Annotated in this window: 10 protein-coding genes and 1 pseudogene; 4 read left to right on the top strand and 7 right to left on the bottom strand. The window is 70.9% G+C overall.

Annotated elements, in window-relative coordinates; genetic code table 11:
- The first annotated feature begins 71 nt into the window (after nucleotides 1–71).
- Together ACZ7GZ_RS10835 and ACZ7GZ_RS10830 are read left to right on the top strand one after the other, a co-directional pair.
- Nucleotides 72–884: a DsbA family protein gene (locus ACZ7GZ_RS10835; protein WP_471022794.1), complete on the top strand. Its 813-nt coding sequence runs from the start codon at nucleotides 72–74 to the stop codon at nucleotides 882–884.
- 106 nt (nucleotides 885–990) lie between these two features.
- On the top strand, nucleotides 991–2,661 hold the full coding sequence (locus tag ACZ7GZ_RS10830) for an alkaline phosphatase D family protein (protein WP_471022792.1): 1,671 nt from the start codon (nucleotides 991–993) through the stop codon (nucleotides 2,659–2,661).
- 7 nt (nucleotides 2,662–2,668) lie between these two features.
- On the opposite strand, the gene ACZ7GZ_RS10825 is transcribed toward ACZ7GZ_RS10830, so the two are convergent.
- On the bottom strand, nucleotides 2,669–3,247 hold the full coding sequence (locus ACZ7GZ_RS10825; RefSeq protein WP_471022790.1) for a dienelactone hydrolase family protein: 579 nt from the start codon (nucleotides 3,245–3,247) through the stop codon (nucleotides 2,669–2,671).
- 104 nt (nucleotides 3,248–3,351) lie between these two features.
- Here ACZ7GZ_RS10825 and ACZ7GZ_RS10820 point away from each other — a divergent pair, with 104 nt between their 5' ends.
- Nucleotides 3,352–4,458, top strand: coding sequence for a mechanosensitive ion channel family protein (locus tag ACZ7GZ_RS10820; protein WP_471022788.1), 1,107 nt, complete (start codon nucleotides 3,352–3,354; stop codon nucleotides 4,456–4,458).
- Nucleotides 4,459–4,526: 68 nt separating this feature from the next.
- On the opposite strand, the pseudogene ACZ7GZ_RS10815 reads toward ACZ7GZ_RS10820, so the two are convergent.
- The 6 genes and pseudogenes from ACZ7GZ_RS10815 to ACZ7GZ_RS10790 all read right to left on the bottom strand — a co-directional run.
- A pseudogene (locus ACZ7GZ_RS10815) lies at nucleotides 4,527–4,616 on the bottom strand (oxidoreductase); the annotation flags it as partial.
- 16 nt (nucleotides 4,617–4,632) lie between these two features.
- Complete coding sequence (locus tag ACZ7GZ_RS10810) at nucleotides 4,633–6,219, bottom strand: Na+/H+ antiporter (protein WP_471022786.1); 1,587 nt, start codon at nucleotides 6,217–6,219, stop codon at nucleotides 4,633–4,635.
- A 76-nt stretch (nucleotides 6,220–6,295) separates the two neighbouring features.
- Nucleotides 6,296–6,781: a GNAT family N-acetyltransferase gene (locus ACZ7GZ_RS10805; RefSeq protein ID WP_471022784.1), complete on the bottom strand. Its 486-nt coding sequence runs from the start codon at nucleotides 6,779–6,781 to the stop codon at nucleotides 6,296–6,298.
- Complete coding sequence (locus ACZ7GZ_RS10800) at nucleotides 6,778–7,722, bottom strand: RluA family pseudouridine synthase (protein ID WP_471022783.1); 945 nt, start codon at nucleotides 7,720–7,722, stop codon at nucleotides 6,778–6,780. Before ACZ7GZ_RS10800 ends, ACZ7GZ_RS10805 begins: the two co-directional genes overlap by 4 nt.
- Before the next feature lie 64 nt (nucleotides 7,723–7,786).
- Nucleotides 7,787–8,386, bottom strand: coding sequence for a signal peptidase II (lspA, locus tag ACZ7GZ_RS10795; protein ID WP_471022781.1), 600 nt, complete (start codon nucleotides 8,384–8,386; stop codon nucleotides 7,787–7,789).
- A 59-nt stretch (nucleotides 8,387–8,445) separates the two neighbouring features.
- Nucleotides 8,446–9,654, bottom strand: coding sequence for a TraR/DksA family transcriptional regulator (locus ACZ7GZ_RS10790; RefSeq protein ID WP_471022780.1), 1,209 nt, complete (start codon nucleotides 9,652–9,654; stop codon nucleotides 8,446–8,448).
- A gap of 606 nt (nucleotides 9,655–10,260) precedes the next feature.
- On the opposite strand from ACZ7GZ_RS10790, the gene ileS reads away from it, so the two are divergent.
- Entirely contained in the window at nucleotides 10,261–13,404 is a 3,144-nt protein-coding gene (gene ileS, locus ACZ7GZ_RS10785; RefSeq protein WP_471022778.1) for an isoleucine--tRNA ligase, read from the top strand.
- Nucleotides 13,405–13,457 lie beyond the last annotated feature (53 nt).

Here is a 13,457-nt window from a genome sequence, read left to right as displayed (position 1 = left end):
TCTGAGCACACCCAGTCCCCCACACGTATCCCGCGTACGGCATGTGCGCGTCCCACACGGAGATCACCAACATGAGCAAGCGGAACAGCCAGACGGCGAAGACGGCGGCCCGGGAGCGGCTGCGCCAGGAGCGCGAGCGGCAGGCCAAGCGCGACAAGGCCAAGCGGCAGGCCATCGTGGCCGCCTCGGTGGTGGCCGTGCTGGGCGCGGTCTTCGGCATCAGCTATGCCGTCGTCCAGATGAACAAGCCCACCGGGTGGGACGCCGCGAAGACCAAGAAGCTGGTGAAGCCGGCCAACACCACGGGCGCCGACGGCACGACCGTCGTCATCGGCAAGAGCACCGCCAAGAAGACCCTCACCATCTACGAGGACCCGCGCTGCCCGGTCTGCGCGGCCTTCGAGCAGCAGGTCGGCTCGACGGTGAAGAAGGACATCGACGACGGCAAGTTCAAGCTGCGCTACGTCGGTGCGACCTTCCTCGACAAGAACCTGCCCGGCGTGGGCTCCAAGAACGCGCTCAGCGCCCTGGGCGCCGCGCTCAACGTCAGCCCGGAGGCGTTCCTCGAGTACAAGGCCGCCATGTACTCGGCGAAGTGGCACCCCGGCGAGACCGACGACAAGTTCAAGGACGACGCGTATCTGCTCGAGATCGCCGACACGGTCCCCGCCCTGAAGGGCAACGCGGCGTTCCAGAAGGCCGTGAAGGACGGCACCTACGACAGGTGGGCGCTGGAGGAGTCGAAGATATTCGACGAGGACAAGATAAAGGGCACCCCGACCCTGAAGATGGACGGCAAGAAGCTGACGGGCCCCGACGGCGAGAACGCGCCGTCGAACCCGGCCGACTTCAACAAGGCTCTCGACGCGGCCCTCAAGGGCTGACGGCTCGTCGGAAGCCGGCCTTCGGCACCGGACTTTCGCATGAAGAGCGGGCGAACTTTCGAGATTCGCCCGCTCTTGCTTATACCGATCAGTAACCTGATCGGTCGTGACCAGTCGAAACAGATCATCCGAGGCACCCAAGGGTCTCAACTCCCTCTCCCCCCGCCGCCGTACGGTCGTCAAGGCCGCGGCGGCGACCGCTGTGCTGGCCGGCCCGCTCACCGCCGCCCTTCCGGCGCGCGCCGCAGACGAGGCCCCCGCCTTCCTGCACGGCGTCGCCTCCGGTGACCCGCTGCCCGACGGCGTCCTGCTGTGGACCCGGGTGACCCCGAGCCCGGAGGCCACGCCCGGCTCGGGTGTCGGCGCGGACACCGAGGTGAGCTGGGTCGTCGCCAGGGACAAGGCGTTCACCAGCATCGTCGCCAAGGGCTCGGTCACCGCGACCGCCGCCTCCGACCACACCGTGAAGGCCGACGTCCGGGGCCTTGCGCCGGCGACCGACTACTGGTTCCGGTTCTCGGCCGGCGGGACCGACTCCCCGGCGGCGCGCACCCGCACCGCGCCCGCGGCGGACGCGAACGTGTCCGGGCTGCGCTTCGGCGTGGTCAGCTGCGCCAACTGGGAGGGCGGCTACTTCTCCGCCTACCGGCACCTCGCGGCCCGCAGCGACCTGGACGCCTGGCTGCATCTCGGCGACTACATATACGAGTACAAGTCCGGCGAGTACGCGGCGCGCGGCACGGTCGTCCGCCCGCACGCGCCCGCGAACGAGATCATCACGCTCGCCGACTACCGCATCCGGCACGCGAAGTACAAGACCGACCCGGATCTGCAGGCCCTGCACCTGAAGGCGCCGGTCATCGCGATCTGGGACGACCACGAGTTCGCCGACAACGCCTGGTCGGGCGGCGCGGTCAACCACACCGAGGGCGCCGAGGGCACCTGGACGGCCCGCAAGGCGGCGGCCAAGCAGGCCTACTTCGAGTGGATGCCCGTCCGCCCCGCCGTCGAGGGCACCACCTACCGGCGGCTGCGCTTCGGCAAGCTCGCCGACCTGTCCCTGATGGACCTGCGCTCCTTCCGCTCCCTGCAGGCGTCCACCGGCAGCGGATCGGTGGACGACCCGAACCGGACGATCACCGGCCGGGCCCAACTCGACTGGCTGAAGGCCGGGTTGAAGGCCTCCGACACCAGGTGGCGGCTGGTCGGCAACTCCGTGATGATCGCACCGTTCGTCATCGGCTCCCTCAGCGCCGACCTGTTCAAGCCGCTCGCCAAGCTGCTCGGCCTGCCGCAGGACGGCATCGGCGTCAACACCGACCAGTGGGACGGCTACACCCACGACCGCCGCGAGCTCCTCGACCACCTGCGCTCGAACGCCATCGGCAACACCGTCTTCCTGACCGGCGACATCCACATGTCCTGGGCCAACGACGTGCCGGTGGACGCGGGCACCTATCCGCTGTCGCCGTCGGCGGCCACCGAGTTCGTCATCACGTCGGTGACCTCCGACAACCTCGACGACATCGTCAAGGTCCCCGAAGGCACGGTCTCCGCGCTCGCCGCGCCGGTCATCGAGGCCGCCAACCGGCACGTCCACTGGGTGGACACCGACCGGCACGGCTACGGCGTGCTGGACATCACCGCCGACCGCGCGCAGATGGACTACTACGTCCTGTCCGACCGCACCGACGCGAACGCGACCTCCAAGTGGGTGCGCTCCTACCGCACCCGCAGCGGCACGCAGAAGGTCGAGCGGACCTACGACCCCGTGTAGCCGGCGGCTACTGCGACCGCAGGCTGTCGAGGAAGCCGAGCGCCACCCGCCAGGTGGCCTCGGCGGCCTCGGCGTCGTAGTCCGGCAGCTCGGGGTCGGTGTAGAGGTGCCCGGCGCCGGCGTAGCGGTAGACCTCCACATCGGCTCCGGTCCGGCCCATCTGCAGATACCAGGCGCTCAGCCAGTCGTCCGTCTCGAACGGGTCCGGCTCGGCCACATGCAGCTGCACCGGCAGCCCGTCCACGTGCGCGGTCGGCGCGATGTCCGACGTGCCGTGCAGGAGCAGCAGACCACGCGCCTTGTCGTCGCCGAGGGCGAGGGTCTGGGCGATGGAGGCGCCGAGCGAGAACCCGGCGTACACCAGCCCGCGGTCCGAGTACGGCGCCGCCGCCAGCACGGCCCGCTTCAGCAGTTCCTCCTTGCCGATCCGCTCGTTGAACTCCATGCCCTCCTCGACGGTGCCGAACGTGCGCCCCTCGAAAAGGTCGGGCGTCCACACCTCGTGGCCCGCCGTGCGCAGCCGGTCCGCGGCGTCGCGCACCGCGGGCCTGAGGCCGTAGGTCGAGTGAAAAAGCATGATGTTCATGAGGCCATGGTGCCAGCCGGTGCGGCGCCGCCTGAGCGGCCGTACCCAGGAACGCGCCGAACTCACATGTTCATGGCCGCCGAGCGCCGGTTAGAAGCGCAGGCATGGAGAACCTGCTCCGCCCTGTGATCGTGATCGGCGGCTCGGTGCTGATCACCCTGGCCATCGGCTGGGCCACCGACCGGCTGCTGTGCAAGGCCGACGAGCGCGACCGCGACACCCCGCTGTGGGGGCTGCTGCGGCGTGGCCGCGTCCCCTACCAGCTCGTGCTGTGCGCCGCCCTGCTGCGAGGGTCGTACGACCAGGCGAAGCTGCTGGAGCGGCACCAGGCCGGCATCGGCCGGACGCTGACGCTGGTGCTGATCGGCTCCGCCGCCTGGCTGGTGATCCGGATCGCCGCGGCGATCGTCGAGACCACCTACAGCCGCTACGCCCGCGCACACCGGGACCCGGCCCGGGTGCGCAGGGTGCGCACGCAGGTGGAGCTGATCATGCGGGTGGTGTCCGCGATCGTGATCGTCGTGGCGATCGCCGCCATGCTGCTGACGTTCCCCGCGATGCGGGCGGCCGGCGCCTCCCTGCTGGCCTCGGCGGGCATCCTCGGCATCGTGGCCGGCGTCGCCGCCCAGTCCACCCTGTCGAACATGTTCGCCGGGCTGCAGATCGCCTTCGGTGACATGGTGCGTATCGGCGACACGGTCGTCGTGGACGGTGAATGGGGCACGGTGGAGGAGATCACGCTGACCTTTCTGACGGTACGGACCTGGGACGAGCGGCGGATCACCATGCCGGTGTCGTACTTCACCTCCAAACCCTTCGAGAACTGGTCGCGGGGGACCCCGCAGATGACGGGCATCGTCTACTGGCACCTCGACCACAGTGCGCCCGTCGAGGCGATGCGCGAGAAGCTGCGCGACATCCTGCGCCAGTGCCCGGCCTGGGACGGCCGCGCCTACGGCCTGGTGGTGACGGACAGCACGCCCACCACCATCCAGGTGCGCGCCCTGGTGACCGCGAAGGACGCCGACGACATCTGGACGGTGCGGGTCACGGTCCGCGAGCAGATGATCACCTGGCTGACGGCCGAGCACGCCTACGCGCTCCCCCGCGTCAACACCTTGGAGGCGGCGCTCCCGCCGCAACGCCTCCCGTCCCGCGACGGCACCCCGCTCCGCAAGGAGCGCGAGTTCCCGCGCACCGGCCGCGGCTGACACCGGCGCCTTCAACGGCCGCGCTCGATACCGCCGTCGACCTGGATGACCTCTGAGGCGACGGGTCCGGCGCCGCTGCCCGAACCGCGGTAGGCGGCGATGGAACCGACGAAGAGCACCCGGCCACCGGGCGAGGCGAGCCGGTCCTTGAGCGCTTCGCGCACACAGTCACGGTCACCGCAGGCTGCGCACGTCCAGATGCCGCAGCACCCGGTCCACGATCTCCGGGTCGGCACCGGGCTCGCTGCGCGCCGCCAGCACCTCGTGCCGTGCCGCGCTCAGCATCTCGTTCTGGATGCGCCGCACCCGCTTCAGCCGCCGGGCCCGCTGGTGCTGCGCCTCCCTGCGCTCCTCCTCCCCGATGTCCGGACTGATCCGGATCCCGATGTCGAAGGCGCGCCGCAGCATCTGCTCGGACAGTTCCTCGGGCAGCTCCTCAACCTGCTCGATCTCCCGCAGCCGGCGCTTGGCCGCCTTGGCGGCCCGCACCGCCAGCTCCTTCTCGAACTCCTTCTCCCGCTCGGAGTCGGCCCGCACCCCGAGCCACCTCACCAGCGACGGCAGCGTGAGTCCCTGCAGGACCAACGTGACGATGATCACGCCGAAGGCGATGAAGATGATCTCGTCCCGGTCGGGGAACCGGGATCCGTCAGCGGTCCTCAGCGGGACGGCCAGCGCCAGCGCCACCGAGGCCACCCCACGCATCCCGGACCACCACATCACGACGGTCTCCCGCCAGCTCACCGGGATCTCCTCGTCGTAGTCCCGCCGCGCATGCAGCCGCTTGGTCAGCCAGGTCGCGGGCAGCAGCCACAGCAGCCGTACGACGACCACCACGCCCACGACGGCGGCGGCCCAGCCCAGCATCTCGCCCCAGCGCCCCTGGGCCGTGCGGATGGCGTTGTGCAGCTCCAGGCCGATGAGCCCGAAGGCGACACCCGTGACGAGGGTGTCGATGATGTCCCAGAAGGTGTGCCCGGCCAGCCGGGTCATCACGTCGTCGGCGTCGGTGGCGTACTCGGCGAGGAAGAGCGCCGTGGTGAGCACCGCCAGCACCCCCGAGCCGTGCAGCCTCTCCGCGAGCACGTAGGAGGCGTACGGCACCAGCAGGGTCATGCCGATCTGCAGGGTCGGATCGCCCAGCAGGTCCATCAGCCTGTTCGCGCCCCAGCCGAGCACCAGGCCCAGCGCCACCGCGACGACGCCCGACAGGACCAGGTCCAGGCCGGCCCGCCACGGCGAGAAGGAACCGCTCACGGCCGCGGCGATCGCCACGTGGTACAGCACGATGGCCGTGACGTCGTTGAAGAGACCCTCGCCCTCCAGGATCGACACCAGGCGGCGCGGCAGCCCGAGCTGTCCGGCGACGCTGGTCGCGGCGACCGGGTCGGGCGGGGCGATCAGCGCTCCGAGCGCGACGGCGGCGGCGATCGGCAGCCCCGGCACGATCGCGTTGGCGACGAACGCCACGCACACCGTCGTCACGAACACCAGGGCGACGGCCAGCAGGAAGATCGGCCGGATGTTGGCCGCGAACTGACGCCAGGAGGTGCGCCGGACGGCGGCGTAGAGCAGCGGCGGAAGCAGCCCGGGCAGGATCAGGTCCGGCGGGATGTCCACGTTGGGCACGAAGTCGGCCACCGCGAGGGCCCCGCCGAACAGCGTCATCAGCACCGGCGCCGGCACCCCGAACCGGTCCCCCACCGGGACGCTCACCAGGGCCCCGAGCAGCAGTACGAACAACAGGGCCAACTGATCCACGGCCGGCGCTCCGGGGGTCGACGATCACACGGCAGGCCTCAAGCCTGCCATCCGGCCACCGGCGACGCCTGCCGCCCTACGGCGCGGCCGGCGCCTGCAGGGCGCGGCGCATCGCCCGGTGCGCAATGCCGGCGTCCGGGAACTCCGGGCCGTACGCCGCATAGCCGAGGCGCTCGTAGAAACCCAGGGCGTGGGTCTGCGCGTGCAGGTCCACCGCGGTGAGACCACGCGCGCGTGCCGCGTCCTCGATGGCCCGCACCAGGGCCACGCCGACACCGAGCCCGCGGGCCTCGCGGGAGACGGCGAGCCGCCCCAGGGAGCCCACCGACGCGTCCCCGCCCGTCTTCGCCGCCGCGGCCTCGCCGTACAGCAGCCGCCCGGTACCGAGCGGCACGCCGTCCTCGCGGACCGCCAGGACATGCACGGCGACGGCGTCGTAGGCGTCGTACTCGATGTCCTCGGCGACGCCCTGCTCGACGACGAAGACCTGCTTGCGGACCGCGAAGCACGCCTCGCGGTCGGCGGGGTCCTCGGCGATCCGGACGGTGTACGGCACGCTCACCCGTACGTCTCCTCGCGGACCTGGTCGAGGGCCGTCTGCAGGTCCTCGGGGTAGTCGCTGGCGAACTCCACCCACTGGCCGTCCGCGGGGTGCTCGAAGCCGAGGCGCACCGCGTGCAGCCACTGGCGGGTCAGGCGCAGCCGCTTGGCGAGGGTGGGGTCGGCGCCGTAGGTGAGGTCGCCGACGCAGGGGTGGCGGTGGGCGGACATGTGGACGCGGATCTGGTGGGTGCGGCCGGTCTCCAGCTTCACGTCCAGCAGGGAGGCGGCGCGGAACGCCTCGATCAGGTCGTAGTGCGTCACGGAGGGCTTGCCCTCGGCCGTGACCGCCCACTTGTAGTCGTGGTTCGGGTGGCGGCCGATCGGCGCGTCGATCGTGCCGCTGGTCGGGTCCGGGTGGCCCTGGACGAGGGTGTGGTACCGCTTGTCGACCGTGCGCTCCTTGAACTGGCGCTTGAGCGACGTGTACGCCCGCTCCGACTTGGCGACCGCCATCAGGCCCGAGGTGCCGACGTCCAGGCGGTGCACGATGCCCTGGCGCTCGGCGGCGCCGGAGGTGGAGATCCGGTACCCGGCGGCGGCGAGGCCGCCGATGACGGTCGGGCCGGACCAGCCCGGTGACGGGTGCGCGGCCACGCCGACCGGCTTGACGATCACGACCACGTCCTCGTCGTCGTGCACGATCTCCATGCCCTCGACCGGCTCGGCGACCACCTGCACCGGCGCGGGCGCCTGCGGCATCTCGACCTCCAGCCAGGCGCCGCCGCACACCCGCTCGGACTTGCCGACCACCGCGCCGTCGACCTGGACCTTGCCGGCCGCGGCCAGCTCCGCCGCCTTCGTGCGGGAGAAGCCGAACATGCGGGAGATGGCGGCGTCGACGCGCTCGCCCTCCAGGCCGTCGGGCACGGGCAGGGTACGGATCTCGGGAATCGTGCTCACCCGTCGAGTATGCCGGACGGGCCGCGGCGCCCCGACCGCGCCTGTGGACAACCCCCGGCGGGGCTCAGTCCTTGTGGACCGTGCCGTCCGGGTCCAGACCGCGGAAGGACAGCAGCACGATCAGGATGCCGCCGCACACGATCGCCGAGTCCGCCAGGTTGAACACGGCGAAGCCCTTGGGCGCGATGAAGTCCACGACCTTGCCCTCGAAGACGCCCGGCGAACGGAAGATCCGGTCGGTGAGGTTACCGAGGGCGCCGCCGAGCAGCAGACCGAGCGCGATGGCCCAGGGGTAGCTGTAGAGCTTGCGGGCCAGGCGGATGATCACCACGATCACGGCCGCGGCGATCAGGGTGAAGATGATCGTGAAGGCCGCGCCGAAGCCGAAGGCCGCGCCCGGGTTGCGGATGGCGTTCAGCTCCAGCCAGTCCCCGACCAGCCTGATCGGCTCGTGCCCCTCCAGCTTGGCGACCACGAGCGTCTTGCTGATCAGGTCGAGGGCGTACGCGAACGCGGCCACCGCGAACAGCAGGGCGATCCGGCGCCCGCGGCGGTCCCGTACCTGGGCCGGGGCCTGCTGCTCGTCCGCCCCGACCGCCGCCGTCCGCTCGCCGCTGTCGTCCGGGGTGTCCGGCGTACCGATGATGCGCTCCGCCTCTGCCACGTGAGTCCCTCAACCTAGGTGCCTGACTGACGACGAGACTACGGCACGGCCCGGCACGCTCAGGAGCGACGTTCCTGCTTCTGTTTGCACTCCACGCACAGCGTGGCCCGCGGGAAGGCCTGCATCCGGGCCTTGCCGATGGGGTTGCCGCAGTTCTCGCACAGGCCGTAGGTACCCGCGTCCAGCCGTTCCAGGGCGTGCTCGTTCTGGACCAGCATCTCGCGCGCGTTGGCGGCCAGCGCCATCTCGTGCTCGCGCGTGATGTTCTTGGTGCCGGTGTCGGCCTGGTCGTCCCCCGCGCCGTCCCCGGAATCCCGCATCAGGCCGACCAGGGAGGCTTCGGAGGAGCTGATCTCGTCCTGCAGCCGCTCCACCTCGGACAGCAGTTCGGCACGGGCCAGAGCCACCTCTTCCGGAGTCCAGGGATCCTCACCGGGGCGCACCGCCAGTTCGCCGGGCTCCGCCGCGGCGACCCGCGCCTTGGGAACGGCGGTCTCCGCCGTGGCCGTGCCAGGAGTCTTCTTCGCAACCACCGTCGTGGCTCCCGTCTGCTTCGCGGCCCGCGCCGCGCCCGCCTTCTTGGCCCTGCTCGTGTGGGCCGCCTCCGTGGAGACGCCCTCGGCGGCCGTCTTCCTGCCGCCGGTCCTCTTCGCGGCCGGTTTCCTGACGGCCGTCTCCTCCGCCTCCGCCACCCCCTTCGCCGCGGCCTTCTTCCCGACGGCCTTCTTGGACACCTGCTTCTTCGGAACCGCCACCCTGTCCGCCACCGCCTCGTCGGCGACCGCCCTCTTGGCCGCCGCCCTCCCGGCACCCGCCTTCCCGGCCGGCGCCTTCCCGGCAGCCGTCCCGGCCTTGGCGGCGGTCTTGCCGGCAGCACCCGTCTTGGCTGCCGTCTCCTTCACGGCCGCCTTCCCCCGGGTCCCCTTCCTGGCAGCCGCAGCCGCCTTCTCTCCGGTCCCCTTCTCGACGGCCGCTTCCTCGACCAGCGCCTTCCTACCGACCGTCTGCTTCGGCGCGGTCTTCTTTGCGGCCGTCTTCCCGGTGGCGCCCGTCGCCCCCACAGCCGTCTCTTTCACCGCCGCCTTCCTGGCGGCCGGCTCTGCGCCCGCTCCCCCGGTGTCCCTTCCCCCGGCGCCCTTTCCCCCGGTCACCCTCTTCTTCCCGGCCACTCCCTTGGCCTCACCGCCGGAGGCAGCCGCACCGGAGGCAGCCACGCCCCTGCGCCGGCCGGTCGCCGGCTGCTGTACGGCGGTCTTTTTCGCCACCATGGCCGCGGCCCCTTCACATATTGTGATCTCGCTCGCGAATCGTGCTGGGACGATAAATCGACTTGAGTCCCGCGGCAACGGGGCACACCGCCCGATTCGCCCGCCCGCACCCCCCGCGCAGCAGGCCTGCATCCGTTGTGCCCAGCTCCCCGCCGGGTAATCCGCCGGAGCCCAGCCTCGCCGGACCCGAGCGCACGCCGCCTCGCCATTCGGGTCATCCCGGCCCGTCGCACCGCCCGCCGTGGCACCGCACGGAAATCCGGTCAGCCGCTGTCCGCGCGGCGCCGTACACTGGGCGGAGCGAAAAGCGTGGATGGGGACGAGTAGCGGCGTACGCAGCCGAGAGCGATCCGGGGACGGTGTGAGCCCGGGGGCGAGCGCGACGTGAAGATCACCCCGGAGCCGCCGGAAGAAAGGCACAGCCGCAAGGCCAGCGCGAGTAGACCCGGCTTCGCGACCCCAATGAGGGGGCCCACCGGCGCGTACGGCGCGACGGAGGGCCAAGGAGGGTGGTACCGCGGGAGCGCGCCGCACACGGCGTAGGCAGGATCGAAGGCTCTCGTCCCTCCGACGGAAGGCAGCAAGTCCGTTGGAGGATGCTCGCAGATGACAGCGCCGACGTACCGCCAGGTGCCCGCACAGGTCGACCTGCCCGCTCTTGAGCACGCCGTGCTCGACTTCTGGCGCGACCAGAAGATCTTCGCCAAGAGCCTGGAGCAGTCCCAGGGCCGACCGGAATGGGTGTTCTACGAAGGCCCGCCGACCGCCAACGGCATGCCCGGCGCCCACCACATCGAAGCACGCGTCTTCAAGGACGTCTTCCCCCGCTTCCGCACCATGCGCGGCTACCACGTGGCCCGCAAGGCCGGCTGGGACTGCCACGGTCTCCCGGTGGAGCTGACGGTCGAGAAGGAGCTCGGCTTCAGCGGCAAGCAGGACATCGAGGCGTACGGCATCGCCGAGTTCAACGCCAAGTGCCGGGCGTCCGTGCTCCGCCACACCGACGCGTTCGAAGCGCTCACGACCCGCATGGGCTACTGGGTCGACCTCAACGACGCGTACGTCACGATGGCCCCCGAGTACATCGAGTCCGTCTGGTGGTCGCTGAAGGAGATCTTCACCAAGGACCTGCTGGTCCAGGACCACCGCGTCGCCCCCTGGTGCCCGCGCTGCGGCACCGGCCTGTCCGACCACGAGCTGGCGCAGGGCTACGAGACGGTCGTGGACCCGTCCGTGTACGTCCGTTTCCCGCTCACCTCCGGTCCGCTCGCCGGCGAGGCCGCGCTCCTGGTGTGGACGACGACCCCGTGGACCCTGGTGTCCAACACGGCGGTCGCCGCGCACCCGGAGGTCACCTACGTCGTCGCGACCAACGGCGAGGAGAAGCTCGTCGTCGCCGAGCCGCTCGTGGGCAAGGCGCTCGGCGAGGGCTGGGAGACCACGGGGCAGACCTTCACCGGCGCCGAGATGGAGCGCTGGACGTACCAGCGTCCGTTCGCGCTGGTGGAGTTCCCGGAGCCCGCCCACTTCGTGGTGAACGCCGACTACGTCACCACCGAGGACGGCACGGGTCTGGTCCACCAGTCCCCCGCCTTCGGTGAGGACGACCTCAAGGTGTGCCGTTCCTACGGCCTGCCGGTCGTCAACCCGGTCCGCCCGGACGGCACCTTCGAGGAGGACGTCCCGCTGGTCGGCGGCGTCTTCTTCAAGAAGGCGGACGAAAAGCTCACCGAGGACCTTCAGCAGCGCGGCCTCCTCTTCAAGCACCTGCCGTACGAGCACAGCTACCCGCACTGCTGGCGCTGTCACACCGCGCTGCTCTACTACGCCCAGCCCTCCTGGTACATCCGGACGACGGCGATCAAGGACCGTCTCATCCAGGAGAACGAGCAGACCAACTGGTTCCCGGCGACGGTCAAGCACGGCCGCTTCGGCGACTGGCTGAACAACAACATCGACTGGGCACTGTCCCGCAACCGCTACTGGGGCACCCCGCTGCCGATCTGGCGCTGCGAGGACGACCACCTCACCTGCGTCGGCTCCCGCGCGGAGCTGACCGAGCTGACCGGCACGGACCAGTCGGGCCTGGACCCGCACCGTCCGTTCATCGACGAGGTCACCTTCGCCTGCCGCCACGACGGCTGCGGCAAGACGGCCACGCGCGTGCCCGAGGTCATCGACGCCTGGTACGACTCGGGTTCCATGCCGTTCGCACAGTGGGGCTACCCGCACAAGAACAAGGAGCTGTTCGAGAGCCGCTACCCGGCGCAGTTCATCTCCGAGGCCATCGACCAGACGCGCGGCTGGTTCTACACGCTGATGGCCGTCGGCACCCTCGTCTTCGACAAGTCGTCGTACGAGAACGTCGTCTGCCTCGGCCACATCCTCGCCGAGGACGGCCGCAAGATGTCCAAGCACCTGGGCAACACCCTGGACCCGATCCCGCTCATGGACCGGCACGGCGCGGACGCGGTGCGCTGGTTCATGGCGGCCGGCGGTTCCCCGTGGGCGGCCCGCCGGGTCGGCCACGGCACCATCCAGGAGGTCGTACGCAAGACCCTGCTGACGTACTGGAACACGGTCGCCTTCCAGGCGCTGTACGCCCGTACGTCGAACTGGGCGCCCGGCGCCGCGGACCCGGCACCGGCCGAGCGCCCGGTGCTGGACCGCTGGCTGCTGTCCGAGCTGCACGCCCTCACCGACCAGGTGACGCAGGCGCTGGAGGCGTACGACACCCAGCGCGCCGGCAAGCTGCTGTCCGCGTTCGTCGACGACCTGTCGAACTGGTACGTCCGCCGCTCGCGGCGCCGCTTCTGGCAGGGCGACAAGGCCGCGCTGCGCACGCTGCACGAGGTGCTGGAGACGGTCACGAAGCTGATGGCCCCGATCACCCCGTTCGTCACCGAGCGGGTGTGGCAGGACCTGGTCGTGCCGGTGACCCCGGGCGCGCCGGAGTCCGTACACCTGGCCTCCTGGCCACAGGCGGACCTGTCGGCGATCGACCCGGAGCTGTCCAGGCAGATGGTCCTGGTGCGCCGGCTGGTGGAGCTGGGCCGGGCCACCCGCGCGGAGTCGGGCGTGAAGACGCGTCAGCCGCTGTCCCGCGCGCTGATCGCGGCGACCGGCTTCGAGTCCCTGGACCCCGAGCTGCACACGCAGATCACCGAGGAGCTGAACGTCTCCTCGCTGGCGTCGCTGTCGCAGGTGGGCGGCTCCCTGGTGGACACCACCGCCAAGGCCAACTTCCGTGCACTGGGCAAGCGGTTCGGCAAGCGCGTGCAGGAGGTGGCCAAGGCCGTCGCCGGTGCCGACGCCGCCGCGCTCTCCCTCGCCCTGCGCGAGGGCACGGCCTCCGTGGAGGTCGACGGTGAGACGGTCACCCTCGCTCCGGACGAGGTGATCATCACGGAAACCCCGCGGGAGGGCTGGTCGGTGGCCTCCGACTCCGGGGCCACGGTCGCGCTGGACCTGGAGATCACGGAGGAGCTGCGGCAGGCGGGCCTGGCGCGTGACGCGATCCGGCTGATCCAGGAGGCCCGCAAGAACAGCGGGTTGGATGTGGCGGACCGGATCGCTCTGCGGTGGACGTCCACGGACCCGGCGGTGGCCGCCGCGCTCAGCGAGCATGCGGGGCTGATCGCCGAGGAGGTCCTGTCGACCGACTTCGGCCAGGGTGAGGCCGACGACACGTACGGCGAGCCGTTCACCGACGAGGGGCTGTCCCTCACGTTCCGCCTGCGGAAGGCGTAAGCGCCGAGCGGTTGGAAAAGGGCCCGGTCTCCGGTTCGGAGGCCGGGCCCTTC

The sequence above is a fragment of the Streptomyces sp. NPDC037288 genome (genome assembly GCF_055603265.1).
This window is presented reverse-complemented; position numbering and strand designations above follow the sequence as displayed.

What these genes read in the sequence shown, in the direction of transcription:
- ACZ7GZ_RS10835 (WP_471022794.1), top strand. Translation starts at nt 72, where the DNA reads ATGAGCAAGCGGAACAGCCAGACGGCGAAGACGGCGGCCCGGGAGCGG.
- ACZ7GZ_RS10825 (WP_471022790.1), bottom strand. Translation starts at nt 3,247, where the DNA reads ATGAACATCATGCTTTTTCACTCGACCTACGGCCTCAGGCCCGCGGTG.
- ACZ7GZ_RS10820 (WP_471022788.1), top strand. Translation starts at nt 3,352, where the DNA reads ATGGAGAACCTGCTCCGCCCTGTGATCGTGATCGGCGGCTCGGTGCTG.
- ACZ7GZ_RS10790 (WP_471022780.1), bottom strand. Translation starts at nt 9,654, where the DNA reads ATGGTGGCGAAAAAGACCGCCGTACAGCAGCCGGCGACCGGCCGGCGC.
- ileS (WP_471022778.1), top strand. Translation starts at nt 10,261, where the DNA reads ATGACAGCGCCGACGTACCGCCAGGTGCCCGCACAGGTCGACCTGCCC.